The sequence below is a fragment of the Labrys miyagiensis genome (assembly GCF_030160835.1).
GTDB lineage: Bacteria > Pseudomonadota > Alphaproteobacteria > Rhizobiales > Labraceae > Labrys > Labrys miyagiensis.
In genome coordinates, this window is record NZ_BSPC01000076.1 from 1 (window position 1) to 25,992 (window position 25,992).

Here is a 25,992-nt window from a genome sequence, read left to right on the forward strand (position 1 = left end):
ACAGGACCAGTCAGAGCAATAGTCGCGGCGTTGGCTGGGAATGTGTCCATGTCGCCAGAGATGACCATTCGCGCATTGCCTTCTCGCAGATCCTGCCCGACCAAAAGGCGGCGAGCGCTGCCGCCTTTCTCAGGGCCGCCGTCATTTATTACGCAAGCTTGGGCGTCTCCATCACCCGCGTCATGACCGACAACGGCGGCTGCTATAGATCCTTTGCCTTCCGCAACACCTGCAAGGACTTGGGCATCAAGCATATCCGCACCAAACCTTACTCCCCCAAAACCAATGGAAAGGCCGAGCGCTTCGTGCAGACCATTTTGCGCGAATGGGCCTATGCCAGGCCCTATGCAAACTCCTGCGACAGAGCTTGCGCCTTGCCTGGATGGCTGCACCAATACAACTGGCATCGGCCCCATGGCGGCATAGGCTTTAAAACACCAATCAGTCGTCTCAATTTAACCGGGAACAACCTCATGACAATCCACAGCTAGAGATCGACACTCCAATCCCCTATTTCAGCTCATCCTGTCCCCAGGCGACGAAAGCCACGTTCTTGAAGCCGCTCTCGGTCTTGCCATAGGTGAAGGGCGCGCCACCGGGCATCAGTACCGTGCCGCCGGCAGCCGACAACACGGCGTGCCCAGCCGCCACGTCCCACTCCATCGTCGGCCCGAAGCGCGGATAGACGTCCGCCGCTCCCTCGGCCACGCGGCAGAACTTCAGCGAGGAGCCGGCCTCGCTGCGATCGGCGATGGTATAGTTCGCGAGGAAGGCCTCGCTTTTCGGATCTGGATGCGAGCGGCTGCACAGAGCAGTCAGACCCTCGCTCGGATAATCGCGCGTCGCGATCTCGCTCGTCACCCCGTTCTGCACGCGCCAGGCGGTATCGCCGCCGGCATAAAGCGTGTCGACCGCCGGCGCAAACACGCAGCCAGCCACCGGCCTGCCGTTCTCGATCAGGGCGATGTTGACGGTGAACTCGCCATTGCGGTTGATGAATTCCTTGGTGCCGTCGAGCGGGTCGACCAGGATGAAGCGCGTGCCGACATTGTCGGGCAGCACGCCCTTGGCGGCGCATTCCTCGGCGACCACCGGCACATCCGGCACCAGCTTGGCCAGGCGCTCCAGGATGATGGCCTCGGCCACCTCGTCGGCTTCGGTCACCGGCGAGCGGTCTTCTTTCATGCGGGCGGCGCAGCCCCTTGCATAGATCTGCATGATGGCGGCGCCCGCCTCGCGGGCGATATCGGCAAAAGCGTGCGCCAGATCGTCATGCGACATGGTTTCCGGCGCGGCTTGCATGGAATGGGACACGATGGGCCCTCTGTTCATCCCGGCCTGTTTAGTCAGCCAGGCCGCAACTGACAAGCATATAGGAAGCGGGGTTGCGGTTTGCACCCTCCTCGCGTGGTGAAGTTGACAAAGGCAGGGCGTCGTCATTCTGGCCGGTGCGAAGCAGAGCGCCGGAATCCATGAACACAAACCTCGCAGGACTGTGTTCATGGATTCCGGGTCTCCACCCACAAGCTCCGCTAGTGAGGATACGGTCGCCCGGAATGACGAATCGACCGGCTTGCATCCTTGTTGGATCGAGTTCTGAGCCTTGGCCCTGGCTGGTATAACCCTGCCGCGTTGGGGGATGGTCCGGAAGGCTGCCTTCACAGACGAAGCTGCAGAGTCTATCTGGAAATGCGTCCAATGTGACGTGATTCTCCTGTTCTCTGCCGTGGGTGCTGCGATGACCGCCGGTTTTCAACTCGATGCGCTTGATCTTGCCGCCCTGCTCTGCTCGCGGGTCTGCCATGACGTGATCAATCCCGTCGGCGCCATCGTCAACGGGCTGGAGGTGCTGGAGGACGAGGACGACGCCTCCATGAAAACCTTCGCGCTGGATCTGATCAAGAAGAGCGCGCGCACGGCCTCGGCCCGCCTGCAATTTGCCCGCATCGCCTTCGGAGCGGCCGGCTCGGCCGGCGCCTCGATCGACCTGGGCGATGCCGAGAATGTCGCCCGCGGCTTCATCCAGGACGAGAAGGTGACGCTGAACTGGACGGCGCCGCGCTTGTTCATGCCGAAGAACAAGGTGAAGCTCCTGCTCAATCTCCTGGTCGTCGCCGGCTCCACCATTCCGCGCGGCGGCACCATCAGCGCCAAGGTGATGGGCGAGGCGGAGGCGCCCACCTTCGAGATCGTGGCGCTGGGCACCAATTCGCGCATTCCCCAGGGCCTCACCGGCTTGCTCGCCGGCGAGCCGGAGAACGGCTCGCTCGACAGCCACGTCATCCAGCCCTATTTCGCCGGGCTGATCGCCCGCGCCGCCGGCATGGACGTCAAGGTCGAGGCCATCGACGGCGGCTCGCGCCTGACGGCGACCACGGCTTGAGGATCGGACATGACGCGTAAGCTGATTTCCAGCGGCTCTCCCTTCGAAAAGGTGGCGGGCTACTCGCGTGCCGTGGTGCAGGGCGCCTGGTGCTTCGTTGCCGGCACGACCGGCTATGACTATGCCAGCATGGTCATGCCGGAGGACGTCGCCGACCAGGCCGCGAATGCCCTCTCCACCATTGAGAAGGCCCTTGCCGAAGGCGGGTTCGCCATGGCCGAGGTGGTGCGGGCGACCTATTATGTCACCAAGGCCGAGCATGCCGATGCGGTCTTCGCTGCGACGGGCCGCGTCTTCGGCGAGATTCGCCCGGCAGCGACCCTTCTCGTCTGCGACCTGCTCAAGCCCGAGATGAAGGTCGAGATCGAAGTGACAGCATTTCGCGGTTAGGATATATCGCCCCGGCGATTGGAAGGATGCTTGGCACTATGCGCAGCGTGTTGTTCCGTCTCTGTCTGATCGGCGCCATGGCCTGGTCCGCCGGCACTGTGGCCACGCGGGCTGACGATGCGCCCGCCAAGCCGCCGGAGCCCCCCGCGCCGTCGCAGCCGATTGCGCCCGACAACAGCATCCTCGCCTTCGTCGCCGCCAATCCCGACTGCAGCGAACTGACGGACGAGTGCATCATCTGCGCGGTGGTCAGCGGCAAGGCGATGTGCTCTACGCCGGGCATTTCCTGTGTGAAGAAGGATGTCCGCTGCACCAGCACCAAGCCGCCGACGCCCAAGCAGTGATAGAGTGCCCCGCAGCCTGGTTTTTTGGGGGCTGCGATGGGCGAATTTGCATTCTGGCGCCGCCTGGACGTGCCAGGCCACGACATGGCTGTGCTGACGGCGCGACCCGGCGGTGGCTGGCTCCTGCAGGGGCATGCGGCGTTCAACGAAACCGGCGATCCGACCGGCCTCTCCTATGAGGTCGAGCTCGACGAGCGCTGGCGCAGCCTGGGTGGACGGGTGCGGGGTGTCCGGGGGTTGCAGCGCTTCGACCATGTGATCCGGCATGACGACGGCGGCTGGTCTCTCGACGGCCGGGTCATCGAGGGTCTCGGCCATCTCGTCGATCTCGACTTCGGCTTCACACCGGCCACCAACATGCCGCAACTGCGCCGACTGGCCCTCGAAATCGTACAGAGCGCGAAATTCACTGTCGTGTGGTTCGATGTCGGCATGGGCACGCTGACGGCCCTGCCGCAAATCTATCGGCGCGAGAGCGAGACGACCTACTGGTATGAATCACCGACCGCAGACTTCGAGGGCCTGATCGAGCTCGCACCCAGCGGCTTTGCGAGGGTGTATCCAACGCTATGGCGGGAGGAGCGGTCCGGCTGAGCGGTTGCCCGTCTATGGGCGCGGGCTTGCCGGTGAGGGAATTGGAGTGGCGGTCTCCGACCGCCATCTTCGGCTCGACACCAAATGCTTTGCTTCGAAGAATGGCGGTCGGAGACCGCCACTCCAATCGCGCACTCCGTCAGCCCTGCGCGACCAAGCCGCGCTCGTTTGCCTTCTCGCGATCGTCCAGCGTCTCGACCATCTTAAGGTCCTCGACAGCGTCAGCGAGGGCCACCTTGGCATCCTCGAGCTTGATCTTCAGGTCGTCGGCCGAGCCGCGCAGATTGTCGCGGCGGGAGGTGGCGGCGCGGGCATAGGTCGGATAGGCGAAATGGGAGGGATCGGTGATGCCGGCCTTGGCCTCCTCGGCCTTGATCTCCCGGTCGAGGTCGCCGGCCATGCGCTCGAACTCGGCAACCATGGTTTCGATCTGCATGACCTGACGGCGCTTCTCGTCCACCTGGAAGCGCTTGAGACGAATGAGACTATCGCGCGACTTCATTACTCGTTACTCCATCAGCCGCATTGGCCCGCCTCGCCTGTAATGTGGCGCGGAAGAGGCCGCATAATTTGGCCGCCAGGCAACAGGCCCGGCGAGAGCTTCACCATCCAGCATGGACGTGAATTCTTCCTTACTGGCCCTGAAAACGCCGCGAACCAACGCGGGACAGGTAAGTGCTGGATAGGAAATGGCGCCGTTCATGAAGATGAATCATCTCTTTTCCCCAGGGCGGCGATTTTTCTTAAGATTTTTTCGAGGCGCCGCCCGGCCGTCCGCGAGCCTTATTCCGTTGCGTCATAATGGTGCCTCCGGAAAGTCGCGAGGGCTTTGTCCGGCATGGAAACCGCTACCGCACAATGCATTGATATATATCGATTATTTTCAAACAGGCATCGTCGTGCGGCAGGCCTCTTCAAAAGGGTGCCCGACCCATCCGCCGCCACCGGACAAGCCCGTCAAAAATGAGGCAGCAGGCCTGACTGATTCGGTCAAATTCGCTAAGAGCCTGCCGCCACGGTAACCATTAATTTACCTGGCTCGTTAATGATCCCTAATGCGGATCAACGGTCTCGCAACCATGTTTGTCAATCTTTGCGGCGGAATGGTTGAGTCCGATGAATCGCTTAGAGGGGTTTCTTCATGTGAATGTTGACGCCCTTCATTCGCCAAATTTGTCTTTCAGGCAATGCGTTACGGGAAGTTTCACATCCTTTTTTCAGGTTTCGCTTGCATGAGAGAATCACAATTTGTTAACCATTCCTGCGTAGCGTCGCGGTTGATCATCGACGAGGTGAATTTACCGTGTCGTCTGCGCATTCGCGACGGCGGTCGACCCTCCGAGGCCGCAGTGGGGGATTGAGATGCGCGTACTTCTTGTCGAAGACGATAGCGCCACGGCGCAGAGCATTGAGCTGATGCTCAAGTCAGAAAGTTTCAACGTCTATACGACGGACCTCGGCGAAGAGGGCGTCGATCTGGGCAAGCTTTATGATTATGACATCATTCTGCTTGACCTGAACTTGCCCGACATGTCGGGCTACGAAGTATTGCGCTCCCTGCGGGTGGCCAAGGTCAAGACGCCCATCCTAATCCTCTCGGGCCTCGCCGGCATCGAGGACAAGGTGAAGGGCCTCGGCTTCGGCGCCGACGATTACCTTACCAAGCCCTTCCACAAGGACGAGCTGGTGGCGCGCATCCACGCCATCGTGCGCCGCTCCAAGGGCCACGCCCAGTCGGTGATCGCCACCGGCGACCTCATCGTCAATCTCGACACGAAGACGGTCGAGGTCCACGGCTCCCGGGTGCATCTGACCGGCAAGGAATACCAGATGCTGGAGCTGCTCTCGCTGCGCAAGGGCACCACGCTCACCAAGGAAATGTTCCTCAACCACCTCTATGGCGGCATGGACGAGCCGGAGCTGAAGATCATCGACGTCTTCATCTGCAAGCTGCGCAAGAAGCTCGCCAACGCCACCAGCGGCACCAATTACATCGAGACCGTCTGGGGACGCGGCTATGTGCTGCGCGAGCCCAACGAGATCGAAGAGCGCATCGCGGTGTGAGCCGGCGAAACAGCGAATTCAGGAACAGGCCGGGCATCGTCCCGGCCTTTCTTTTTGGAGCGACAACGGTAGGATTGGGTGTCATGGGAGACGGCCCCGATGAGCGAAGAGCGAATACTTGATACAGAGTCCCACGAAGGGGCTGTCGGCCGTTACGACGCACGCAAGCTCGAAGCCTTGAGAATCGCGGCGGCCGAAGCCGACAAGGGCGTCTTCATCTCTCAAGAGGCGGTGGATGCCTGGGTGATGTCTTGGGGCACCGACAACGAGCTTCCTCGCCCCGAGCCGGATATCTTTCCGAAGAAATAGATGCTCGACCTTAATTTCTGCCGCGACCTGCCTGGGACCGCAGGCGTCTAGCCTGCTCTTGGAAACGACGCGGTTCAAGGGCAGGCGAGACGCCTGCGGTCCCAGGAACGTCTCCGCCGCCTCAGCCTTTCAGGAATACACCCATGCCCTCTCGCTCTCCCCTTGGCATCCTCGTCCCCCTCGCGGAGGAGGCCGAGGCGCTCTTCGCGCTCATGCAGCAGGATGGCGCCACCAAGACGCGGCGCATCGGCGGGCGGGACTATCACAGCGGACACCTGTTCGGGCGGGCCTGCGTGCTGACGCTTTCGCGCGTCGGCAAGGTGGCCGCCGCCACCGCTGCGGCGGGACTGATCCATGAGTTCGAGGTCGGCGGCATCCTCAATGTCGGCGTCGCCGGCGGCGCCGCTGCCTCGGTGAAGGTCGGCGATATCGTCGTCGGCGAGACCCTGCTGCAGCATGATCTCGACGCCAGGCCGATCTTCCCGCGCTACGAGGTGCCGCTCACCGGCATGTCGCGCTTTGCCGCCGATGCCACCCTCAGCGCCAGCCTCAGCGAGGCTGTCCTCGCCTTTCTCGCCGAGGACCTGCCCATGCTGCCGACCGAAATCCGCGACCAGTTCGCCCTCGCCGCCCCGCGGCTCCATCAGGGCCTGATCATCAGCGGCGACCAGTTCGTCAACGGCCATGACGCCGTCGCCGCCCTGCGCCATGACATTCCCGACGCCATGGCCATTGAGATGGAGAGCGGCGCCATCGGGCAGGTCTGCCACGATTACGACGTCCCCTGCGCCGTACTGCGCATCATCTCCGACAGCGCCGACGACAACGCCCATGTCGACTTCCCGGCCTTCCTCAGGGCGGTGGCGAGCTACTACTCCCACCACATCCTGCGCCGCTTCCTGGAGAGCAGCGACTGGTCGCTGTGACGACGCGGAATTGGAGTGTCGATCACCGATCGACATTCCTGGAAACGAGGCGTTTACAGGCGGGGAAGATGTCGATCTCAGCGCCTTCGGCCACGCCGAAGGCGCGGGATCGACACTCCAATTCCGCCCCAAGCCTACAGACTGTGCAAAGACCGCCTCCTCCACACTGGCCGAAGTCATCCGGCATGCTATAAGGGCGCCAGTAATTTACGCCCAGGGAGCGTTTCGATGGTTGGCAGTCAGTTTGGCGTTTGGGCGGCTCGGGGGGGCCTGTTGGCGGGAGTCCTCGCTTTGGCGGGATGTTCCGGCGCCAACACGTTCATTTCCGGTGTGTATGGCACGCCGCCCGACGTCAACGCCACCCAGGTTGCCACCCCTGCCGGCCCGACCCGGGTCGATTTCGACCCGGACACCGAATGCCCCGTCATCAACATCCCCGCCGGCGCCTCGGCCTACGGCACGCCGAACGGCTCGCAATTCTCGATCTCGAACTTCGCGCGTGAATGCGATCTGGCCAGCGGCACCACCGTCACCATCAAGATCGGTGTCGAGGGCCATGTCATCCTCGCCGGCGCCGGCGGCGGCACCTATTCGGCGCCCGTCCGCATCTCGATCCGCGACAACAACGAGAAGGCTGTCTACACCAAGGTCGTGCGCGTCTCGGCCACGGTCGAGCCGGGCACGGCCCAGGGCAAGTTCCAGGTAGTCGACACCTCCGCGCCGATCACCATCGGCCTGCAGCAGCCGCTGAGTTCCTACGACATCGAGGTCGGCTTCGACGGCAAGGGCATGACCAACCTGCCGCACAAGAAGAAGAAGCGCGGGTAGCCTGGGGCGCTTTTCCCTGGGATCGCAGGCATCCTTACCTGCCTCTGGAACCACAGCGCCTTGTGACAAGGAAGAAGCAGGCGAGACGCCTGGGGTCCCAGGAGCGCCTCGGCCGTCGGCGTCTTCTGGACTGGTGCCGTCGTCATGCGCGCACCAACGGTGGAGTCGTTCCTGGGACCGCAGGTGTCTCGCCTGCCCTTGGAACCGATGTGCCCTCCGACAAAAGCAGAGCGGACTGGAAGTCCGCGCTCCAAGCCCTTTTCTGGTTGCGCCACCTTTTGCCCAGTTGACGACAGCGGAGGGCAGGGCTAGGGTCCGGCCACTCGGTCGATCCCCGCGGAAGAGACTGGTCCGATTCTCCTCGAATCGATGGCCGGCGCCGAAGGAGCAACCGCCCCGGAAACTCTCAGGCATCCGGACCGCGGGGGAACGAGACTCTGGAAAGCGGCACGGGCGCGTAAGCATCCGGGCTCACCGACGGGCGTAAGTGACCCGCGAATCTGCCACCTTATTCGGGGGCAGGGTCACGAAATCTCTCAGGTACCGCGACAGAGGGGGCACCACCGGACATCCGTCCGGCGTGCAACCTTATTGCCGGAGTGCCCATGGCCGATCCAGCCGCAGGTCCTGATCTTCAAACATCCCTTCTCACCACCCCGCTTCACGCCGAGCATGTCGCGCTGGGCGCGCGCATGGTACCCTTCGCCGGCTATGACATGCCGGTGCAGTATCCCTCCGGCATCATCGCCGAGCACAACCACACCCGCACCGCTGCCGGCCTGTTCGACGTCTCCCATATGGGCCAGGCCTTCGTGACCGCCAAGGATGGCCGCAAGAGCCATGACAGCATCGCGCTGGCTCTCGAGACCCTGGTGCCGGCCGATATCCTCAACCTCCCCCGCGGCCGCCAGCGCTATTCGCAATTCCTCAATGAGGAGGGCGGCACGCTCGATGACCTGATGATCGCGCGCTCGCCCGAGGAGGCCGATGACGGTTCGCTGGGCCTCGTCGTCAACGCCGCGTGCAAGCAGGCCGATTTCGAACTGATCAAGAGCAGGATCGGCGACCGTGCCAAGCTGCTGATCGTGCAGGATCGGGCCCTGCTCGCCTTGCAGGGGCCGCAGGCCGCCGCCGTGATGGCCGATCACTGCCCGGATGCGGCCGCCATGCCCTTCATGGGCTCGCGCTCCTCCACCTTCGACGGCATCGACATCGCCCTCTCGCGCTCGGGCTATACCGGCGAGGACGGCTATGAGATCTCGGTGAAATCCTCCAAATCCGTGCAGATCTGGCGCGCCCTGCTTGCCGACGAGCGCGTCAAGCCGATCGGCCTCGGCGCCCGCGACTCGCTGCGCCTGGAAGCCGGGCTCTGCCTTTATGGCCATGAGCTCGACGAGACGATATCCCCCATCGAGGCCGGCCTGATCTGGTCGATCCAGAAGCGCCGCCGCGTCGAGGGCGGCTTCCCGGGCGCCGCGCGCCTGCAGAAGGAGATCGCCGAGGGCGTGGCGCGCACCCGCGTCGGCCTCATCCCGGAGGGCCGCTCGCCCGTGCGCGACGGCGCCCCGCTGAAGAACGCCGATGGGCAGACCATCGGCATCGTCACCTCAGGCGGCTTCGGCCCCACGGTCGGCGGCCCCGTCGCCATCGGCTACGTGCCCCCCGCCCTGTCGGCGCCCGGCACCAGCCTGCTCGTGGAGCTGCGCGGCAAGGACTTGCCGATCAAGGTGGCGCCCATGCCGTTTACGCCGCACCGGTTTCATCGGGGATAGGGGGCGGGCATGGCGTTCATGAGCTTCCCGAGCAAGCGCCTCTCCTCGCCGGAGAAGACGCGACTAGCCTCCCCCACGAAGCTGGGGAGGCTCTCGCGCCTTCTCCGTTTAGACCGCAGTTCCATAAGCCGGCCGCCAGCTGAACCACATCACCCCATCTCCACCAGAGGACCCAACCCATGGCCACCATCAAGTTCACCACCGATCACGAATATGTCTCCGTCGAGGGGGATGTCGCCACCATCGGCATCACCGATTACGCCCAGTCGCAGCTCGGCGACGTGGTGTTCGTCGAGCTGCCCGCCAATGGCAAGGTGCTCAAGCAGGGCGACGAGGCGGCCGTGGTCGAATCCGTCAAGGCGGCGAGCGAGGTCTATGCACCCGTCTCCGGCACGATCGTCGAAGTCAATGACGGCCTGCCCGACGCGCCCTCCACGGTAAACGAGGATCCGCTCGGCAAGGGCTGGTTCATCAAGGTCAAGCTCTCCAACCCGGCCGAGCTCGACGCCCTCATGGATGATGCGTCCTACAAGGCGCATATCGGAGCCTGATCGATGCGTTATCTGCCTCTCACTCCCGACGATCGCGCCACCATGCTGGCGAAGATCGGCGTCGACAATATCGATGCCCTGTTCGCCAATGTGCCGGCCGGCGCGCTCCTGAAATCCCCGCCTGTCCTGCCCAACAGCAAGGGCGAGATGGCGGTGGAGAAGATCATGGGCGCCTTCGCCTCGCGCAATCTCACCGCCTCCTCCGCGCCCTTCTTCTGCGGCGCCGGCGCCTATAAGCACCATGTGCCGGCGACCGTCGACCATCTGATCCAGCGCTCGGAGTTCCTGACCTCCTACACGCCCTACCAGCCCGAGATCGCCCAGGGCACGCTGCAATATCTCTATGAGTTCCAGACGCAGGTGGCGCTGCTCACCGGCATGGAGGTCGCCAACGCCTCGATGTATGACGGCTCCACCGGCACCGCCGAGGCCGTGCTGATGGCCCACCGCGTCACCCGCCGCGGCAAGGCCGTCCTCTCGGGTGGGCTGCATCCCCATTACACCGAGGTGGTGCAGACCCTCTCGATGATGGCCGGCCACAGCGTCGTCGCCATGCCGGCCGACGTCACCGCCGCCGAGGACATCATCGCCCAGATCGATGGCGAGACCTCCTGCGTGGTGGTGCAGACGCCCGATGTGTTCGGCAATCTGCGCGATCTCACCGCCGTCGCCTCCGCTGCCCAGAAGGCGGGCGCCCTCTTGATCGCCGTCTTCACCGAGGCGGTGTCGCTCGGCCTCCTGAAATCGCCCGGCGAGATGGGCGCCGACATCGTGGTGGGCGAGGGCCAGTCCATCGGCAATTCGCTCAATTATGGCGGGCCCTATATCGGCCTCTTCGCCGCCAAGCAGAAATATGTTCGGCAGATGCCGGGGCGCCTGTGCGGTCAGACGGTCGACGCCGACGGCAATCGCGGCTATGTGCTGACCCTCTCCACCCGCGAGCAGCATATCCGCCGAGACAAGGCCACCTCGAACATCTGCACCAATTCGGGCCTGTGCGTGCTGGCCTTCACCGTCCATATGGCGCTGCTCGGCCAGACAGGCCTGCGCAAGCTCGCCTTGGTGAACCATGCCAATGCGGTGAAGCTCGCCGACATGCTCGCGGGCGTGAAGGGCATCGAGATCCTGCAGAAGGCCTTCTTCAACGAGTTCACCATCCGCGTGCCCGGCAGTGCCGCCGCGCTTCTCGAAAAGCTCGCGGCACGGGGCATTCTCGCCGGCGTGCCCTATTCGCGCATCGCCGCCCATGCCGAGCTCAAGGACCTCTTGATCATCGCCTCGACCGAAGTGAACACCGACGAGGACCGCGTCGCCCTCGTCAGCGCCCTGAAGGAGCTCGTTTGATGTTGAACAACCAGGGACGCCCCACGTCGGCCGGCGAAACCGACGGCACCACGCACGCCACCTTCACCGGCAACCGCGCGCTCATCATCGAGGAAGCACTGCTGTTCGAATCCGGCCGCCTGGAGGTGACCGGCGTCGATATCGACGAGCCGGAAGCGTTCACGCCGCGTCTCGGCGGCCTCGAGCGCAAGGTGCCGATCGGCCTGCCGGGCTTTGCGGAGCCGGAGGCGATGCGCCATTTCGTGCGGCTCAGCCAGAAGAATTTCGGCATCGACACCGGGCTCTTCCCGCTCGGCTCCTGCACCATGAAGCACAATCCGCGCCTCAACGAGAAGATCGCGCGGCTGCCGGGCTTTGCGGACATCCACCCCCTCCAGCCGGTCTCCACCGTGCCCGGCGCGCTGGCGGTGATCGACCATCTCGCCCATTATCTGAAGACCCTCACCGGCATGCCGGCCGTGGCGATGAGCCCGAAGGCCGGCGCGCATGGCGAGCTCTGCGGCATGATGGCGATCAAGGCCGCCATCGCGGCGCGCGGCGAAGGCGAAACGCGCAAGGTGGTGCTGGTGCCGGACTCGGCCCATGGCACCAACCCCGCCACCGCCGCGCTGATCGGCTTCACCGTGGAATCCATCCCCGCCCGGCCCGACGGTACCGTGGACCCCGCCGATGTGCGCAAGGCCCTCCGCCCGGAAGTGGCGGCGATCATGCTGACCAACCCGAACACCTGCGGCCTGTTCGAGAAGGACATCATTGCCATCGCCGCGGCCGTGCATGAGGCGGGCGCCTATTTCTACTGCGACGGCGCCAATTTCAACGCCATCGTCGGCAAGGTCCGCCCCGGTGACCTCGGCGTCGATGCCATGCACATCAACCTGCACAAGACCTTCTCGACGCCCCATGGCGGCGGCGGACCCGGCGCAGGGCCGGTGGTGCTCTCCGAAAAGCTCGCCCCCTTCGCGCCCTTCCCCTATGTCGTCAATGCCCGCGTGCTGATCGAGCGCGAGGAAGAGGTGATGAACGGCGAGACGCCCTTCGGCCGCCTCACCGCCTTCCACGGTCAGATGGGCATGTTCACCCGGGCGCTGACCTACATGCTCTCGCACGGCGCCGACGGCATGCGCCAGGCCTCGGAGGACGCGGTGCTCTCGGCCAACTACATCCGCGTCGGCCTGCACGATCTGATGTCCGCCCCCTTCGGCGACCAGCCCTGCATGCACGAGGCGCTGTTCGACGACAGCTGGCTGAAGGACACCGGCGTCACCACGCTCGATTTCGCCAAGGCGATGATCGACGAGGGCTATCACCCGATGACGATGTATTTCCCGCTTGTCGTGCACGGCGCCATGCTGATCGAGCCGACGGAAAGCGAATCCAAGGCCTCGCTGGACCTGTTCATCGCCACCCTGCGGGATCTGGCGCTGGCGGCCAAGCGCGGCGAGACGGCGCGCTTCTCGGGCGCACCCTATCACGCGCCGAGGCGCAGGATGGACGAGACGCGGGCCGCGCGACAGCCAGTGCTGCGGTGGACGCCGCCGGAGCCGGTGAAGGACGCGGCGGAGTAAGGCGAGGAAGTGGGCCCGCCGGGGGAGGCCTCGGCGGGAATGCCCGGCGTCATTGACTCGCGTGAAGCGTCTGCAGCTCGGCAATGCAATCGTCGGCGCGCCGGAGCCGTCGACAAAGCTCGCGGTTGATATTCTGCATCACCATCACATACGCGTAGATGTCGGCCTTGTAGTACGCGTAGAGCTTTCCGGCCGTGAGCTCGTACAGCACGATCGGGCTCTCCGCGACGACGCTGGCCGATCGGTTCTGCATTTCGATGAGCGTCATTTCGCCAAAGAAATCACCCGGTCCGAGATCCGCTATGCGAATTGCGCGCCCCGAACCTCCCCGTTTGCTCACCGCGAGTTCGCCGGAGTGAACAATGAACATGGAGCGCCCCGGTTCTCCTTCCACCACGACAGCGGCCCCGACTTCGAAGCGGCGCTCGACCAGCATTGTGACCAGGAGATCGAGGCTTGTATCCGAGAGGCCGCCGAAGAAAGGTGTGGAGAGCAAAAACGCTTTCAGATCGGGCAAATTGGCTGCCATCGCCGCATTATACCCCCGCTCCCAGCGGCGGCAAGCGGGCCCTCGCCCGACGGGCAGGGCCTCAGACAGGGACGTCATCTGCGCTGCCTTCTCCTACTGCCCCAGGCGCCGCTTGGCGTCGGCCCATGCTTCCGCGCGCCATTGGTTGACCTGGTTTACGTCGAGGCCCGCCCCGAGCGAGTCCCCGATCTTTACCCCGGCCTCGGGGATCGGGCCGAGGGACGCCACCAGCGACATCGCTGCCATTCGCGCCTGGTTGAAAACGGTGCCCATGGCGAAGAAGTCCTCTTTGTAGGTATCGAACGGCGGTGCCGGATCGAGGCAGTATTTGCTGACGAAGGAGTGGTAGGCGGTCTCCAGCGCCTGGCCCATATCGCCACGGATATGAGCGGTAACGCCGGTGATGAGGCTGGTCATGATCCCGCTCGACCAACCCAATACGGAATCGTTGTCGGGACGGCCGGTGTTCATGAAATGCAGGCGCCATAGCGGCGAGACCCCAGCGCCGCCGGCGTCCCACGCATCCAGCGCGCGATTGTACATGTTGTAGAAGATCGGAATGAAGTGCAGGACGAAGCCCGGCTGCTTGTAGTCCCGCGCCGCGCCGATCTCGAAACCGGTGGTGATTTCATAGAGCTTGGCGAACCAGTATTTGGTGTCGGTGACCGTCGAAATGAAACGGCCGGTGCGCCCGACCGCGCCGACGGTGCTGAAGAACCGGCTGGCGACGTCGACGCTCTGGTGCTTGGTGCGGAGCGCCTCCTTCAATTCGATCTCGAACGACTTGCTGAAGTCGTTGGGACAGGGTGGCGGCGCGACCTTGGGGATGTAGATGATGCCCGGAACGTCTGCGGAGCCGAACCGGTAATTGTCGTGGTCCGGCGTCTCCAGCCGGCATCCGACCTTTTCGCGAAGATACCAGTTGATCTCATCGGTATTGGAGGTCTTGAAGTTGAAGCTGATCAGCATGTTGACGTCGACCCGGTTGGCGCTCGCGATACTCCACCAATTGTCGCCATCCTTCACCTTGTAAGGAGTGCCCTTCGCCAGATGCTCCGCAGACGGAAACGGCGCAACAACGGTCGGTGGCTTTGTGCTTGGCATGCTCAAGCCCTTCCTGGCGGCGACGCTGCAGCTATTGCCAGCGGCGACAAGCTCAGAATATCAGCACTGCGGTCCCCGGACTTCCCCTGTTTACGGGACGGGCTGTTGTGGGTCCGAGAGGGGTCCGTCAGGGGGTCTCGTTTTGACCTGCCGCAGAATGTCGAGCCCGCGTGCCTTCCCAACCTATGAGCGCCGCGCCCTTCAGGCCTGGAAAACAAAGAGTCGGAACAAGTCGGTGGGAGAAGCGAAGAGCTGACGAATGGTAACGAAGCCGGCTGCCCGTCCGAGTTCGTGCCAGCTCGAAACGGTTTCAGGAAAGTCGTATTCATGGACATGGCTTCTCAAGGTCGTCCACTCCGCCGGCGTGAATGTATGCCAATTCGGCCTTTGGCCATCCCAGCGCGCGAGCCAATCGTCCCGTGTATCCCCGTCCGGGCCGGCATTCTCATAGATGGCGAGCTTTCCCGAACCGCCGACGATGCGGCGACATTCGCGCATCAGGTCAAGTTTTTGCGGCGCACGGAAGTGATGCAGCGACAGCCCGATCCAGATGACGTCCATCGGTTCCGACCAGCCCGTCAAGGCGTCGGCAAGATCGCCGTGCCGAAAGACGCACGGGCACGAAAGCGACGTGCCGCGTGCGGCCAGCTCGAGTGCGTATTCTGAAAGATCGACACCGACATAGCGTGCCACGGCCGTGTCCGCCAGCGCACCGAAGGTGGGGCTGGCGTCGCCGCAGGCGATATCGAGGAAACTGAAGGGCGCGCGTTGTTCGTCGATCAGAAATTGATGCAAGGCGGCATAGGCGTCGTTGTGAAAGAGATAATTGTTGTCGACCACTTTGCGATAGATCTGCCATTGCGTCTGGAACAATGCAGCGGCCTGCTCCCGGGCCGACGATGATAGGTCAACTCCATCGGGCGAGCCCATCTCCATTCCCCTGCATGGCTGTGTCAGCGTTGGACGGCGGTGCCCAGATCTATTGCGTGTCTGGAAGGAAAAGCTGGGACTTTCAGGAACTGCGAGACCCGCAACGCCATCGATCCTCGTTGCACCCGACGGTGGGCGCGCTAAGCAAACTTGCGTTGGCAAACCAACGCTTCACCTGCTTAGGTCTTTGTTTCGACGCAGGTTCTTGTCGGAAAACCGTGTTACACTTTTTCGGAACCTGCTTAGGCAGCTTTTATACAATTTTTCCGTGCCTTCTTCGAGTCCTTCGCCCGATGCCGGTCGAGTCAGCGGCACCGTGCCCATTCTACCCGGCCCCTCACCCCACCATCCGGCAGCAATGGGAAGTTCGAACACGGCGAACATTATGCGCCGTCATCTGAATAGGGCCTATAGTGCGGAAAATTTGCATTGCCCGACACACATTAGAGCAAAGCGCGTTTAAGCGTAAACGCTGCTTTGCTCTAGCTCTTTGTTTCGACGCGTCTTTGCGATTCTTGCCGAGTCCGTCAAATCGCAAAACGCTTTAATGAGCTCTTTGTCAAAAAAATTGCTTGCTATACAAAGTATACCTCTGACGGACAATTGCCGCCGAAAGAAACGGTAGAGGTGAGACCATGGCACGGCTCGAGGGCAAGCTTGCGCTGATCACAGGCGGTACAAGTGGCATTGGCCTGGAAACGGCGCGGCAGTTCTTGATGGAAGGCGCCGCGGTTGCGATTACAGGTCGATCGGAAGAGAGGTTGGAGGCTGCGGGGAAAGCGCTCGGCGGCACGGTTCTGACGCTTCGCAGCGAGGCAGGCGACGCCTCCGGCCAGGAGGACCTGGTCGCGACGCTCCGCAAGCACTGGCAGAAGATTGACATCCTCTTTGTCAACGCCGGCGACGTCACACATCGCCCGCTCGCCGATTGGGACGAGGCCACCTTCGATGCCCTGATGGCCACGAACCTGAAAGGGCCGTTCTTTCTTATCCGCGCCTTGCTGCCGCTGTTTGCCAATCCATCGTCGATCATCCTTTGCGGTTCGGTCGCCGCCCATATTGGAGTGCCGCAATCAAGTGCTTATGCAGCGAGCAAGGCGGGGCTGCTCTCATTGGCACGAACCTTGTCCGGCGAGTTCAAGGACCGCGGCATTCGCGTCAATGGCCTGAGCCCGGGGCCGACCGATACGTCCGCGCTCGGCAAGCTCGGATTGAAGGGGGAAGCCGAAGCAGCGCTACGCGAGGAGATCCGACAGCTCGTGCCGATCGGACGCATGGGCACGCCGCTTGAACTTGCCAAAGCCGCTGTCTTCCTGGCGTCCGACGAATCCGCTTTTGTGGTCGGTACGGAACTGCTGGTCGACGGAGGCGTCGGCAACTTGTGAAACAAGAGGCGGCCGGCCCGCGCTGGCAGGATCCATATCCGCATTCGAGCGGATGGCGGGCCTGCTTATTGCGAATTGGCAGCGGGGGATTTTTGCTTGATCACTGTAGCCAATATGACTCCAGCGACAATAAAAGCCGCCCCGAAGACGTCATAGCTTTTCAGACTTTCGCCGAGCAGGAGATAGGCAAGCAAGGCAACGAATAGCGTCTGCAGGTAGAGCAGCATGCTGGCACGGCCGGCACCAAGTATCTCAACGCTGCGATTGTAAAGATAATACATCAGTGCACCACCCGGGCCGGCCATATAGGCGAGCGCAATCAGGCCGTTCGCGTGCAGCGTTGAGCGGTCGCCGGAATAGAGTTCCCAAGCATAGAAAGGCAGGGCGACGAGGCTCCCGGCCCCGAGCAAGAGGACGACCATGGGCAAAAGGTCGATGCCGAACCTGGCACGGCGCAGGAGGACGGTGTACACGCCCCAGCACAGCGCGCTGCCGGCAATCCATAGCTCTCCGGCGCTAAACTGGAGCCGCATCAATGCGATGAGATCGCCATGGGCAACGATGATCATCATGCCCGCCAGGGCGAAAAGCGCGCCGATCGCCTTCCATAGACCGAGTGGCTCACCCAGCACAATTCGAGCAATCACCATGGTCATAACTGGCGAAAGCGCCATTATGATGCCAGCGGTAGTGGCATTGGTATCGTGGAGGCCCGTGTAGATCATGCCCTGACAGAGTGTCAGGCCAATGGCCCCAATGAACACCACCTCCGCCGCCCGCGACCGGATCAACGCGATCATCGCGCCATAGTGGTGATAGACGATCGGCAACAGGATCGCGCAAGCAAGCGCCAGCCGCCAAAAGCAGAGCGCCCATGGTCCCATCTCCGGCGCCACCCATTTGGCTGCAATATACACGCCGGCAGAAAGCAGCCAGCAGAGGGCCGCGGTCGAATAGGCGAGTGGAAGCGAGGCGCTGGGGGCCGCCTTCGTAGTCTCCGAATGTGCGATTGGTAGCGCTTGAATTTTCGTCTCTCCCTCGCCGATTGAATACTAGCGCAATTCCACGATCTTGCCGAGAGGCAGCGTACCAGGCAATCGAAGTCTTCGAAATCGCCATCGATCACTGGCAAGAAGCGGCTGTTGGTTTGAAAGCGAATGCCCGCTTTTGGAATCGATGGACGCTGCTTGATGTGAAGCGGTCAATTCCGCGCCTGCGATAGGATTGGCGTGATGAAGCTTTGAGGGGAGCGGCCTAATGCTCTAGCAGGCTTACCTTGTTGCTACCGCCGCGATGCTTCATGTGTCCGGGCGCTTAGACTTGAACCAATATCCCTGGATCGCCTTGAATTCTTTCTCGCTGAAGAGTCGGCGCGGCAAATACTCTGTTCCCCGACGGCCTCGCAGGAACAAAGCCTCGCTATTGTCCCGACATGATTGGAAGTCGACCCAGTAGCGGGCGGTGGTTGCCTTCGCGTCCTTGAAGGAAAAACCTTCAGACGAGACAGAAAATCGGCTGCCACGCCGGGCCGCGAGATAGGGCGTGATCGCGGCGAGGCGCTTCTCACAGGCTTTCCAGGCTGGCCAGATCAGGCTAAAGCCAAAGCCGACGGAGATGCCAAGGATGATAATCAAGCCATTCTCCGTACCTCCATAGACATAATCAAGTACAAATATCGCAACAGGTGATATAGGCAATTTACTCATCATCCAATCAAGAAAATCAATTGCAAGCACTACCATGAATAACATCATAAAATCTAAATACCACGGAAGTTTTCTCTGCGATTGAGAATAATTGCTGGTCCCTATGGACCAAAAGCAGCCGATGGCAGCGAGAACGATCCACAGAGTATCCGAGTAGTCATAACGATGTTGGCCCGTCGGCTCCTTGGAGTTCATCCAAACCCTGAGGAATTGGACAAAAAGAAGGATCGCGGCGCCACTTGATGCAGGCAGCCAGATATTCCGATAAGTTCTGCCGCCGAAAGCTATGGCTTTGGCGTCTTCATCGGTTGGCTCGAATGCAACGTCCATTCCGTCGTCCTTTGAGGCCCCCGGCAAGTGCTTATCAAATCGTTAGGTGAGACGCCACGGCTTGCCGCGCTCCGCCGCCACATCCAGCCCGATTGTTCACACCCACCCAAACGAGCGCGGCCCGCCTGTTGACCAGGCGAGCCGCTACTTCCAACGATGCGAAGTTGCGAACTGTCTATTCGCCCCCTACTGCGCCCCCGCCGAGTTCGGCGCCCCCGCCACCCCCGAATTCAGCCTCCCTCGCAGCGACACTGCCCACCACACAAACCCGATCACCAGCGCGACAATCGTCGTCAGCGCAGCCGCCCTGTTCTCGTCCGGAATGCTAAGCGTGGCGATCACGGCCAGCGTCCAGAGGCCGCCGATCAAGGCGAGCGGCACCAGCCAGCGGCCGAGGTTGAACACGCCTTGCGGGGCGGCGGGGATGCGGCCGGCGCGCCAGGCGATGATGGCGGCCACCAAAGTGAGGAAATAGGTCAGGTAATAGGTGAGCCCTACCATCGAATAGATCGCGGTGACGAAGCCGCCGCTGGCGAAGTTGAGCACCACCGCGATGGCCGTCACCAGCAGGATGGCGGCGTCGGGGGTGCCCCGGCGCGGATGCACCGCTTCCAGCACCCTGGAACCCGGCAGCATATGGTCGCGCGACAAGGCGTAGACCATGCGGGTCGCCACCGCCATGTTGGCGATCAGGCAGGCGAAGATCGACACGAAGGCCACGGCCGTCATCAGCGAGCCGGCGAGATGGCCGAGCTGGACACGCACCAGATGCAGCACGGGGTTCTCGGGATCGGCCAGGAAGGCGCCGATATCGCCGGGAATGCTCATGCCCAGCAGGGCAAAGACCAGGAGGCCGAGCACGCTGGAAACCAGCACGGCCTGGAACATCGCCCTGGGCGCCGTGCGCCGTGGATCCTTGGTCTCCTCGGCGAGGTCGGCCGCGCCTTCCCAGCCCAGCAGCACGGAGACGGGCAGGAGCGTTGCCAGCGCCAGGGTCTCCAGCGAGATCGGCTTGCCGCTCGTCGGCTGCATAGCAATGAGCACGCCGGGACCCTGGGTCTGGCCGAAGAAGAACAGCAGGCCAGCGATCAGCAGCACCGCCAGCGCCAGTGTGCCGACGAGTTCGATCACCGCGCCGATGTCGTTGATGCGGGTGGTGATCCTGATGCCGAAGATGTTCAGCATGCAGACCACCAGGGTGGCGGCGATGCTGAGGGCCTGGACCTGGAACTGCGTCGGCTCGACCCAGATTTCCGGTGCGAAGACCGAGCCGATGGCGGCCGAGGTCGCGGCCGTGCCGGCGATGAAGGAGATCAGGGCGACCCAGCCGGTGAACCAGCCGAAATGCCGCCCCGCCAGCCGGCTCGACCACTGATAGGCATAGCCGGTGATCGGCATGCGGCCGGCCAGATGCGCGTAGACGGCGACGATGGCGCCGACCAGCGGGATCACCAGGGCCCAGAGCAGGATGCCGATGCCGCCGACCCGGGTGAAGGGATCGGCGAACAGGGAGACGATGCCGGTGTTGATCGACACCATCGAGAAAGCCAGCGCGAAGGAGGTGAACGGCCCCATGGTGCGGTGCAGCTTCTGCTGATAGCCGAGACGCGACAGCTCCTGGTCGTCATTTGCGGTCGCCGGCGCGGGTGCGAGGTCGGCGCCGATGCCGATAGGCAGGGGAGAATCGCTCATGGCCTGCTCTCCTCGATATCGCCGAGAACCTCGTCGAGCACATCCAGCGAACGCTCGAGCAATTCGCGGCTGATGTCGAGCGGCGGCTTGATCTTGATCAAATTGCCGAGGCCGAGATAGCGGCTTTCGCCGAACAGCACGCCCTTCTCGACACCGCGCCGGTAGACTTCCTGGCTCTCCCAGCGCGCCGGTTCCTTGGTTATGCGGTCGCGGACGAGTTCGATGGCGACGAACAGGCCGGGGCAGCGCACGTCACCGATCAGCTTGCGGCGCGTCTGCATCTCCTTCAGCCGCTCGGTAGCATAGACGCCATGCCCGGCCGCCTTCTCGCAGAGACCATCGGCCTCGATCGCCTCGATGGTGGCCAAGGCGGCGGCGAGCGAGGGCGGGAACTGGCCGAAGGTGAGGGCCTCCTCGCCTTCCTCGAACCAGGCAAGACCCTCATCGGCCAGGATGCCGGCGAGCGGGAAGCCGCCGCCGATGCCCTTGCCGAAGACGGTGATGTCGGGGACGACGTCGTAATATTGCGACGCCCACATGGTGCCGAGGCGCCCGAAGCCGGTCTGCACTTCGTCGAAGATCAGCAGCACCCCCTGCCGATCGCAGATCTCGCGCACGCCTTTGTAGAAGGAACGCGGGAACTCGATATGCCCGCCATTGCCCTGGATCGGCTCCATCATCACGGCGGCGACCGGCCCGTCGACGCCCTTGCGGATGGTATCCTCCAGCAATTCGAGGCAGAGCGCCGACTCGGCTTCCGGATCCATGCCGAGGCGCGGGCGATAGGGGTCGGGATGGGGAACGCGGGTCACCCGTGGCTGGATCGGCAGGAAGGGATTGTTCGGGTGCGGCCAGCTTGCGCCCAGGGTCGCGAGCGAGCGGCCGTGATAGCCGTCCTGCAGGGTGATGATGTTGCGGGCCTGCGGACGGTTCTTGAAGGCGAGCTTCATGGCCATCTCGGAGCCGAGGCTGCCATGCAGGCAATAGCCGACCTGCCTTTGCCGACCCGGCGCGATCTCGCCCAGCTTGGCGGTGAGCTTACGCAGGATGGGCGTATCGAAATTGGGGCGGGCATGCATGATGTCGTGGATCTGCGCGATCGCCGCCTCGACGACGCGCGGATCGTTGGCGCCGAGATTGTTGGACCAGGCCTGCGCCGTACAATCGATGTATTCGCGGCCGGCATCGTCATAGACGAAGGAGCCGCGCGCCTTCACCAGGTTGATCTTCTTGTTTTTTACTTCCGCCTTCGGCTCCGATCGGAACCTTGTCTGTGAAACAGTTTCCAACATCGTCTTCTCCTCTGGTCCCATGGAATGTCGTTGCATCCCGGGTTCGGAGAGAATGCTGGCCGGCGCGCTTGATGGGAAAGACGAATTGTGACACTTACTATTCATGCCGCTTATAAACATCGATCTCAGGCATTTGCGGGCTTTCGCCGGCGTGGCGGCGGAGCGCAACTTCATGCGCGCCGCGGATCGGCTGCATGTGTCCCAGCCGGCGCTGTCGCAGACCATCCGCCAGCTCGAGCTGCGCTTCGGCGTCCGCCTGTTCGAGCGCACGACCCATCGCGTGGCGCTGACTGAGGAAGGCGCGGTTCTCCTGAAGGACACCGAGGAGATTCTGCAGCGCATCGAGGCTCTCGTGGTTTCGGCGCAGGACCTCGCCGCCGGCCGCCAGGGCACCCTGCGCGTCGGCTACCTGATCGGGGCGGCGGTCGATCTCGTCCCGAACATCCTGCGCAGCTTCAGCGAGCAGTTTCCCTTGGTCAACCTGGCGCTCAGGGAGTTCGATTTCTCGATGCCCGAGGCCGGCCTCGCCGATGGCTCCATCGATGTCGCCATCATCCGCCCGCCGATCGAGGATATCGGCGCAACCTGCATCCCCCTGCTGGAAGAACCTTGCGTCGCCTGCCTGCCATCAGCCCATCGCCTGGCGCAGGCCGGGAGCGTCAGCGTTTACGACCTCCTGGACGAACCCATCGTCGCGGCGCCCGGTCGGGGCATCTGGCGCGATTACTGGACGGCCAACGCCTACCGCCAAGGCCGGCCGCCCAACATCGTCTACGAGGCAGCGACCTTCGAAGGCGAGTTGCAGGCCGTCGCTACCGGGCGTGGCATCAGCATCACGGCCGAGGCCGCCCGGCGCTTCTATGCCCGCCCCGGCGTCTCCTTCGTCCCCATCGCCGACATGCCCCCCTGCCCGGTCGCGGTCGCCCTGCCCAAGGCACCCACCATGCTGGCCCGCAGCTTCGCGGCGACGGCTGTAGCGGTGGTGGCTGGGGATATGACAGCCGGCTAAGGAAATGGCTCGGCAGGCTGAAATTGTCGAGGTTGTGGACTATTGAACCATCGACACTAACTTAAGACGCAGAGGCGCGAATCCTTCCCCGACTGCGGGGAAGGTGTCGCCGCGTAGCGGTGACGGAAGGGGGAGCGTGGCGCTACATAGCCGGCTTTTGGGATAGGGAGGCGCCACCCTACCCCTTCCGACTTCGCTTCGCTCAGCCACCTTCCCCGAAGCCGGGGAAGGATTCTTGCGCCTCCCCTGCTCAGGTCTCCGCCTGTCTTACGCCACCGGGCACGGCTTCGCGCGCCAGATCTCCGACGCATATTGCGCGATGCTGCGGTCGCTCGAGAACGGGCCGGAATGCGCGACGTTGAGAATGGCCTTGCGGGCCCATTCGTTGCGGTCGGCGTAGAGTGCGCACAAGGCCTGGTCTGCCGCAAGGTAGGCGGACAGGTCTGCCAGGTGCATGTAGTGATCGCCATGCAGCAGGATGTCGACGATCGGCCCGAAGGCGCCCCGTTCGTTCTGGCTGAAATGATCGCTGGCGATCAGATCGATGGCCTGCCGGGTTTCGACGTCGTTGTCGTAGTGCCAGCGTGGGTCGTACCAGCCCCGGCTCTCCGCGACCTGCTGCGCCGTCAAGCCGAACAGGAAGAAATTGTCCTCCCCGGCCTGCTCGGCCATTTCGATGGTGGCGCCGTCGCGCGTGGCGATGGTCAGGGCGCCATTCATCATGAATTTCATGTTGCTCGTGCCGCTCGCCTCATAGCCCGCCGTCGAGATCTGGTTCGAGACGTCGGCGGCGGGGATCAGGCGTTCGGCGAGCGAGACGCAATATTCCGGCAGGAAGACCACCTTGATGCGGCCGCGCACGAGCGGGTCGCCGTCGATGGTGCCGGCCAGATTGTTCAGGAACTTGATGATCAGCTTGGCGATGCGATAGCCGGGCGCCGCTTTGCCGGCAAAGAAGAAGGTCCGCGGCGTGATCTCGAGATCCGGAACCGCACGGATCCTGTTGTAGAGCACGATCACCCTGAGTGCGTTCAGCATCTGCCGCTTATATTCATGGATGCGCTTGATCTGGCAGTCGAAGATGCTATCCGGATCGACGGACTGGCCGGAGACCGAATGCAGCCAGCCGGCGAAATTTGCCTTTGCGTTGCGTTTGGCCTGTAGGAACGCATGCTGGAATCCGGGCTCCCCGGCATGCGGCGCCAGGTCAACGATCTTGCTGAAATCCTCCATCCAGTCCTCGCCGATCGCATCCGATATCACCTGCGACAGGTCGGGGTTGCACATCAGCAGCCAGCGTCGCGGCGTGACGCCATTGGTCTTGTTGTTGAAACGCTCGGGGAAGATCTGGGCAAGGTCCCGCACCGTCGTCGTTTTCAGGAGGTTCGAATGGATGGCGGCAACGCCATTCGTGCTGTGCGAGCCGACAATGGCGAGGTTCGCCATGCGCACCTTGTCCTCCTCGCCTTCCTCGATCAGGCTCACGCGCTCGACGATGCCCTCATCCCCGGGATGGCGGCTGCGCACATCGCTCAGGAAGCGGCTGTTGATCTCGTAGATGATCTCCAGCTGGCGTGGCAGCATCTGGCGGAAATAGTGCAGCGGCCACTTCTCCAAGGCCTCGGGAAGCAGAGTGTGGTTGGTGTAGGCCAGGCTCCGGGTCGTCAGATCCCAGGCCTCGTCCCAAGGCAGATTCGCTTCATCGAGCAGGATGCGCATGAGCTCCGGCACGGACAAGGAGGGATGCGTATCGTTGAGCTGGATGGCAACCTTCTCGGGCAGAAGCTGCCAATCATCGCTGTGCCGGCGAAAACGGCGAATGAGATCGGCAAGCGAGCAGGCGACCAGGAAATATTCCTGGGCGAACCGCAAGGCCTGTCCCTTTTGGGTGGAGTCGTCGGGATAGAGAACGCGGGTCAGGGTCTGCGCCGAGATGCTGCCGACGAGCGCGCCGACGAAATCGCCCGAACTGAACTCCTGAAAGTCGAAATAATCGGGCGCGGTGGCACTCCACAAGCGCAGGCTGTTGATCGTCCTGCCGCCAAAGCCGACAATCGGGCGGTCATAGGGCACACCGATCAGCGTCGAGGGGTGACCGGCGACGATCTGGAGATTGCCCTGATGCATCTCGAAAGAGCAGCTGAGCTTGACTTCGACGAATTCGCTCCGACGCAAGATCTCCCAGGGATCCTGCCGGCGCAGCCAATTGTCGGGCTGTTCGCGCTGCCAGCCCTGCTCGATCGCCTGCTTGAACATGCCATATTCGTAGCGCAGGCCGTAGCCCATCGCCGGGAGCTGCATGGTTGCCATCGAGTCGAGAAAGCAGGCGGCGAGCCGGCCGAGGCCGCCATTGCCAAGACCGGCATCCGGCTCCTGCTCGACCATGCCGACCCAGTCAAGTTGAGCCTCGATCGCGGCATGCTTGAAGGAGGGGTTCAACATCAGATTGGTGAGGTTGTTGGTCAGCGACCGGCCAATCAGGAATTCCATCGACAAATAGTAGATACGCTTCGGATCGGCCTGGTCGTAGGTCGCCTGGGTCTTGATCCACTGCGCGGCGAGGACATCACGGACGGAGTGCCCCAGCGCCTCGAAGCGCTGCCGCTCATAGGCGCCGACCGGTTCAACCACGGCGTCCGAGAGCAGATGGCGTTCGAACAGGGCATCGGCCTGTCCGAAAAAGGGCACGGAGAAAGGCTGCGGGGGAGTCTGCTTCGATGCAAGGCTTGAGCGGGTTGGGGCGTCCATGATTTCCTCCTGCATGGAACGATGCGCCGTCATCTGGCCATCTGCGATGATACCACGCCACCGCCATAAGGGGTCGGGCCGAGTTCTTTATGTCGCGAGATTTCTCGAAAGGGCGCTCTGATGACGCCCTGGCCATCACTCGCATGCGAGCGTCAGGCGGTGACAATTGAGCCAGCATCGTCCCGCCACATGACAGG

The 25,992-nt window shown here is 63.0% G+C and carries 26 protein-coding genes and 1 riboswitch; of the genes, 16 read left to right on the forward strand and 10 right to left on the reverse strand.

The window, feature by feature from the left end:
- The coding region (locus tag QQL24_RS32645; RefSeq protein ID WP_284316497.1) for an integrase core domain-containing protein at positions 1 to 491 on the forward strand (491 nt) is incomplete at its 5' end.
- 19 nt (positions 492 to 510) lie between these two features.
- Here the strand turns inward: QQL24_RS32645 and cysQ are convergent.
- Positions 511 to 1,302 carry a 3'(2'),5'-bisphosphate nucleotidase CysQ gene (cysQ, locus tag QQL24_RS32650; protein WP_431310792.1) on the reverse strand — a complete coding sequence of 264 codons (792 nt, stop codon included), beginning with the start codon at positions 1,300 to 1,302 and terminating at the stop codon, positions 511 to 513.
- Positions 1,303 to 1,738: 436 nt separating this feature from the next.
- Here cysQ and chpT point away from each other — a divergent pair, with 436 nt between their 5' ends.
- The 4 genes from chpT to QQL24_RS32670 are packed head-to-tail and all read left to right on the forward strand — an operon-like array spanning position 1,739 to position 3,711.
- Complete coding sequence (gene chpT, locus QQL24_RS32655) at positions 1,739 to 2,383, forward strand: histidine phosphotransferase ChpT (RefSeq protein ID WP_284316499.1); 645 nt, start codon at positions 1,739 to 1,741, stop codon at positions 2,381 to 2,383.
- A gap of 9 nt (positions 2,384 to 2,392) precedes the next feature.
- Positions 2,393 to 2,773 carry a RidA family protein gene (locus tag QQL24_RS32660; protein ID WP_284316500.1) on the forward strand — a complete coding sequence of 127 codons (381 nt, stop codon included), beginning with the start codon at positions 2,393 to 2,395 and terminating at the stop codon, positions 2,771 to 2,773.
- Between the two features lie 38 nt (positions 2,774 to 2,811).
- A complete protein-coding gene (locus tag QQL24_RS32665) occupies positions 2,812 to 3,117 on the forward strand; it encodes a hypothetical protein (protein ID WP_284316501.1) in 306 nt (101 codons plus the stop codon).
- Positions 3,118 to 3,153: 36 nt separating this feature from the next.
- Positions 3,154 to 3,711, forward strand: coding sequence for a putative glycolipid-binding domain-containing protein (locus QQL24_RS32670; protein WP_284316502.1), 558 nt, complete (start codon positions 3,154 to 3,156; stop codon positions 3,709 to 3,711).
- Between the two features lie 139 nt (positions 3,712 to 3,850).
- On the opposite strand, the gene fliJ is transcribed toward QQL24_RS32670, so the two are convergent.
- Positions 3,851 to 4,213 (reverse strand): flagellar export protein FliJ, encoded by a 363-nt coding sequence (gene fliJ / locus QQL24_RS32675; RefSeq protein WP_284316503.1) that lies wholly within the window; start codon positions 4,211 to 4,213, stop codon positions 3,851 to 3,853.
- Positions 4,214 to 4,400: 187 nt separating this feature from the next.
- Between fliJ and QQL24_RS32680 the strand changes: the two genes are divergently transcribed.
- The 9 genes from QQL24_RS32680 (at position 4,401) to gcvPB (ending at position 13,070) form a co-directional block, all read left to right on the forward strand.
- On the forward strand, positions 4,401 to 4,733 hold the full coding sequence (locus QQL24_RS32680; protein WP_284316504.1) for a hypothetical protein: 333 nt from the start codon (positions 4,401 to 4,403) through the stop codon (positions 4,731 to 4,733).
- Between the two features lie 340 nt (positions 4,734 to 5,073).
- Positions 5,074 to 5,775: a response regulator transcription factor CtrA gene (gene ctrA, locus QQL24_RS32685; RefSeq protein WP_284316505.1), complete on the forward strand. Its 702-nt coding sequence runs from the start codon at positions 5,074 to 5,076 to the stop codon at positions 5,773 to 5,775.
- Between the two features lie 99 nt (positions 5,776 to 5,874).
- Positions 5,875 to 6,084 (forward strand): hypothetical protein, encoded by a 210-nt coding sequence (locus tag QQL24_RS32690; protein ID WP_284316506.1) that lies wholly within the window; start codon positions 5,875 to 5,877, stop codon positions 6,082 to 6,084.
- Between the two features lie 143 nt (positions 6,085 to 6,227).
- Entirely contained in the window at positions 6,228 to 7,010 is a 783-nt protein-coding gene (locus QQL24_RS32695) for a 5'-methylthioadenosine/adenosylhomocysteine nucleosidase (protein WP_284316507.1), read from the forward strand.
- Positions 7,011 to 7,301: 291 nt separating this feature from the next.
- A complete protein-coding gene (locus tag QQL24_RS32700) occupies positions 7,302 to 7,838 on the forward strand; it encodes a hypothetical protein (RefSeq protein ID WP_284316508.1) in 537 nt (178 codons plus the stop codon).
- Positions 7,839 to 8,165: 327 nt separating this feature from the next.
- Positions 8,166 to 8,270, forward strand: a riboswitch (glycine riboswitch).
- Between the two features lie 173 nt (positions 8,271 to 8,443).
- Positions 8,444 to 9,610 (forward strand): glycine cleavage system aminomethyltransferase GcvT, encoded by a 1,167-nt coding sequence (gene gcvT / locus QQL24_RS32705; protein ID WP_284316509.1) that lies wholly within the window; start codon positions 8,444 to 8,446, stop codon positions 9,608 to 9,610.
- 179 nt (positions 9,611 to 9,789) lie between these two features.
- Positions 9,790 to 10,161: a glycine cleavage system protein GcvH gene (gene gcvH, locus QQL24_RS32710; protein ID WP_284316510.1), complete on the forward strand. Its 372-nt coding sequence runs from the start codon at positions 9,790 to 9,792 to the stop codon at positions 10,159 to 10,161.
- Between the two features lie 3 nt (positions 10,162 to 10,164).
- Positions 10,165 to 11,505, forward strand: a complete 1,341-nt coding sequence (gcvPA, locus tag QQL24_RS32715) for an aminomethyl-transferring glycine dehydrogenase subunit GcvPA (RefSeq protein WP_284316511.1) — start codon at positions 10,165 to 10,167, stop codon at positions 11,503 to 11,505.
- Positions 11,505 to 13,070, forward strand: a complete 1,566-nt coding sequence (gene gcvPB, locus QQL24_RS32720) for an aminomethyl-transferring glycine dehydrogenase subunit GcvPB (protein WP_284316512.1) — start codon at positions 11,505 to 11,507, stop codon at positions 13,068 to 13,070. Before gcvPA ends, gcvPB begins: the two co-directional genes overlap by 1 nt.
- Positions 13,071 to 13,119: 49 nt before the next feature.
- On the opposite strand, the gene QQL24_RS32725 is transcribed toward gcvPB, so the two are convergent.
- The 3 genes from QQL24_RS32725 to QQL24_RS32735 form a co-directional block, all read right to left on the reverse strand.
- Positions 13,120 to 13,599 (reverse strand): Crp/Fnr family transcriptional regulator, encoded by a 480-nt coding sequence (locus QQL24_RS32725; protein ID WP_284316541.1) that lies wholly within the window; start codon positions 13,597 to 13,599, stop codon positions 13,120 to 13,122.
- Between the two features lie 93 nt (positions 13,600 to 13,692).
- Complete coding sequence (locus QQL24_RS32730; RefSeq protein ID WP_284316513.1) at positions 13,693 to 14,703, reverse strand: DUF5995 family protein; 1,011 nt, start codon at positions 14,701 to 14,703, stop codon at positions 13,693 to 13,695.
- 201 nt (positions 14,704 to 14,904) lie between these two features.
- Entirely contained in the window at positions 14,905 to 15,633 is a 729-nt protein-coding gene (locus QQL24_RS32735; protein ID WP_284316514.1) for a class I SAM-dependent methyltransferase, read from the reverse strand.
- Positions 15,634 to 16,268: 635 nt separating this feature from the next.
- Here QQL24_RS32735 and QQL24_RS32740 point away from each other — a divergent pair.
- Positions 16,269 to 17,018, forward strand: a complete 750-nt coding sequence (locus tag QQL24_RS32740; RefSeq protein WP_284316515.1) for an SDR family oxidoreductase — start codon at positions 16,269 to 16,271, stop codon at positions 17,016 to 17,018.
- A gap of 65 nt (positions 17,019 to 17,083) precedes the next feature.
- On the opposite strand, the gene QQL24_RS32745 is transcribed toward QQL24_RS32740, so the two are convergent.
- The 4 genes from QQL24_RS32745 to QQL24_RS32760 form a co-directional block, all read right to left on the reverse strand.
- A complete protein-coding gene (locus QQL24_RS32745; protein ID WP_284316542.1) occupies positions 17,084 to 18,043 on the reverse strand; it encodes a DMT family transporter in 960 nt (319 codons plus the stop codon).
- A gap of 273 nt (positions 18,044 to 18,316) precedes the next feature.
- Positions 18,317 to 19,054, reverse strand: a complete 738-nt coding sequence (locus QQL24_RS32750) for a hypothetical protein (protein ID WP_284316516.1) — start codon at positions 19,052 to 19,054, stop codon at positions 18,317 to 18,319.
- A 186-nt stretch (positions 19,055 to 19,240) separates the two neighbouring features.
- Complete coding sequence (locus QQL24_RS32755; RefSeq protein ID WP_284316517.1) at positions 19,241 to 20,746, reverse strand: amino acid permease; 1,506 nt, start codon at positions 20,744 to 20,746, stop codon at positions 19,241 to 19,243.
- Positions 20,743 to 22,038, reverse strand: a complete 1,296-nt coding sequence (locus QQL24_RS32760; protein ID WP_284316518.1) for an aspartate aminotransferase family protein — start codon at positions 22,036 to 22,038, stop codon at positions 20,743 to 20,745. The genes QQL24_RS32755 and QQL24_RS32760 overlap by 4 nt, the downstream gene beginning before the upstream one ends.
- A 103-nt stretch (positions 22,039 to 22,141) precedes the next feature.
- Between QQL24_RS32760 and QQL24_RS32765 the strand changes: the two genes are divergently transcribed.
- Positions 22,142 to 23,047: a LysR family transcriptional regulator gene (locus QQL24_RS32765; RefSeq protein ID WP_284316519.1), complete on the forward strand. Its 906-nt coding sequence runs from the start codon at positions 22,142 to 22,144 to the stop codon at positions 23,045 to 23,047.
- 267 nt (positions 23,048 to 23,314) lie between these two features.
- On the opposite strand, the gene QQL24_RS32770 is transcribed toward QQL24_RS32765, so the two are convergent.
- Entirely contained in the window at positions 23,315 to 25,795 is a 2,481-nt protein-coding gene (locus QQL24_RS32770; RefSeq protein ID WP_284316520.1) for a glycogen/starch/alpha-glucan phosphorylase, read from the reverse strand.
- Positions 25,796 to 25,992 lie beyond the last annotated feature (197 nt).

Coding starts and splice junctions, on each gene's coding strand:
- QQL24_RS32660 (WP_284316500.1), top strand. CDS start 2,393: ATGACGCGTAAGCTGATTTCCAGCGGCTCTCCCTTCGAAAAGGTGGCG.
- QQL24_RS32665 (WP_284316501.1), top strand. CDS start 2,812: ATGCGCAGCGTGTTGTTCCGTCTCTGTCTGATCGGCGCCATGGCCTGG.
- QQL24_RS32760 (WP_284316518.1), bottom strand. CDS start 22,038: ATGTTGGAAACTGTTTCACAGACAAGGTTCCGATCGGAGCCGAAGGCG.
- QQL24_RS32690 (WP_284316506.1), top strand. CDS start 5,875: ATGAGCGAAGAGCGAATACTTGATACAGAGTCCCACGAAGGGGCTGTC.
- chpT (WP_284316499.1), top strand. CDS start 1,739: ATGACCGCCGGTTTTCAACTCGATGCGCTTGATCTTGCCGCCCTGCTC.
- QQL24_RS32740 (WP_284316515.1), top strand. CDS start 16,269: ATGGCACGGCTCGAGGGCAAGCTTGCGCTGATCACAGGCGGTACAAGT.
- fliJ (WP_284316503.1), bottom strand. CDS start 4,213: ATGAAGTCGCGCGATAGTCTCATTCGTCTCAAGCGCTTCCAGGTGGAC.
- QQL24_RS32670 (WP_284316502.1), top strand. CDS start 3,154: ATGGGCGAATTTGCATTCTGGCGCCGCCTGGACGTGCCAGGCCACGAC.
- ctrA (WP_284316505.1), top strand. CDS start 5,074: ATGCGCGTACTTCTTGTCGAAGACGATAGCGCCACGGCGCAGAGCATT.
- QQL24_RS32695 (WP_284316507.1), top strand. CDS start 6,228: ATGCCCTCTCGCTCTCCCCTTGGCATCCTCGTCCCCCTCGCGGAGGAG.
- QQL24_RS32725 (WP_284316541.1), bottom strand. CDS start 13,599: ATGGCAGCCAATTTGCCCGATCTGAAAGCGTTTTTGCTCTCCACACCT.
- gcvT (WP_284316509.1), top strand. CDS start 8,444: ATGGCCGATCCAGCCGCAGGTCCTGATCTTCAAACATCCCTTCTCACC.
- QQL24_RS32770 (WP_284316520.1), bottom strand. CDS start 25,795: ATGGACGCCCCAACCCGCTCAAGCCTTGCATCGAAGCAGACTCCCCCG.
- gcvH (WP_284316510.1), top strand. CDS start 9,790: ATGGCCACCATCAAGTTCACCACCGATCACGAATATGTCTCCGTCGAG.
- QQL24_RS32755 (WP_284316517.1), bottom strand. CDS start 20,746: ATGAGCGATTCTCCCCTGCCTATCGGCATCGGCGCCGACCTCGCACCC.
- QQL24_RS32680 (WP_284316504.1), top strand. CDS start 4,401: ATGGCGCCGTTCATGAAGATGAATCATCTCTTTTCCCCAGGGCGGCGA.
- QQL24_RS32765 (WP_284316519.1), top strand. CDS start 22,142: ATGCCGCTTATAAACATCGATCTCAGGCATTTGCGGGCTTTCGCCGGC.
- QQL24_RS32735 (WP_284316514.1), bottom strand. CDS start 15,633: ATGGGCTCGCCCGATGGAGTTGACCTATCATCGTCGGCCCGGGAGCAG.
- QQL24_RS32750 (WP_284316516.1), bottom strand. CDS start 19,054: ATGGACGTTGCATTCGAGCCAACCGATGAAGACGCCAAAGCCATAGCT.
- gcvPB (WP_284316512.1), top strand. CDS start 11,505: ATGTTGAACAACCAGGGACGCCCCACGTCGGCCGGCGAAACCGACGGC.
- cysQ (WP_431310792.1), bottom strand. CDS start 1,302: ATGCAAGCCGCGCCGGAAACCATGTCGCATGACGATCTGGCGCACGCT.
- QQL24_RS32730 (WP_284316513.1), bottom strand. CDS start 14,703: ATGCCAAGCACAAAGCCACCGACCGTTGTTGCGCCGTTTCCGTCTGCG.
- gcvPA (WP_284316511.1), top strand. CDS start 10,165: ATGCGTTATCTGCCTCTCACTCCCGACGATCGCGCCACCATGCTGGCG.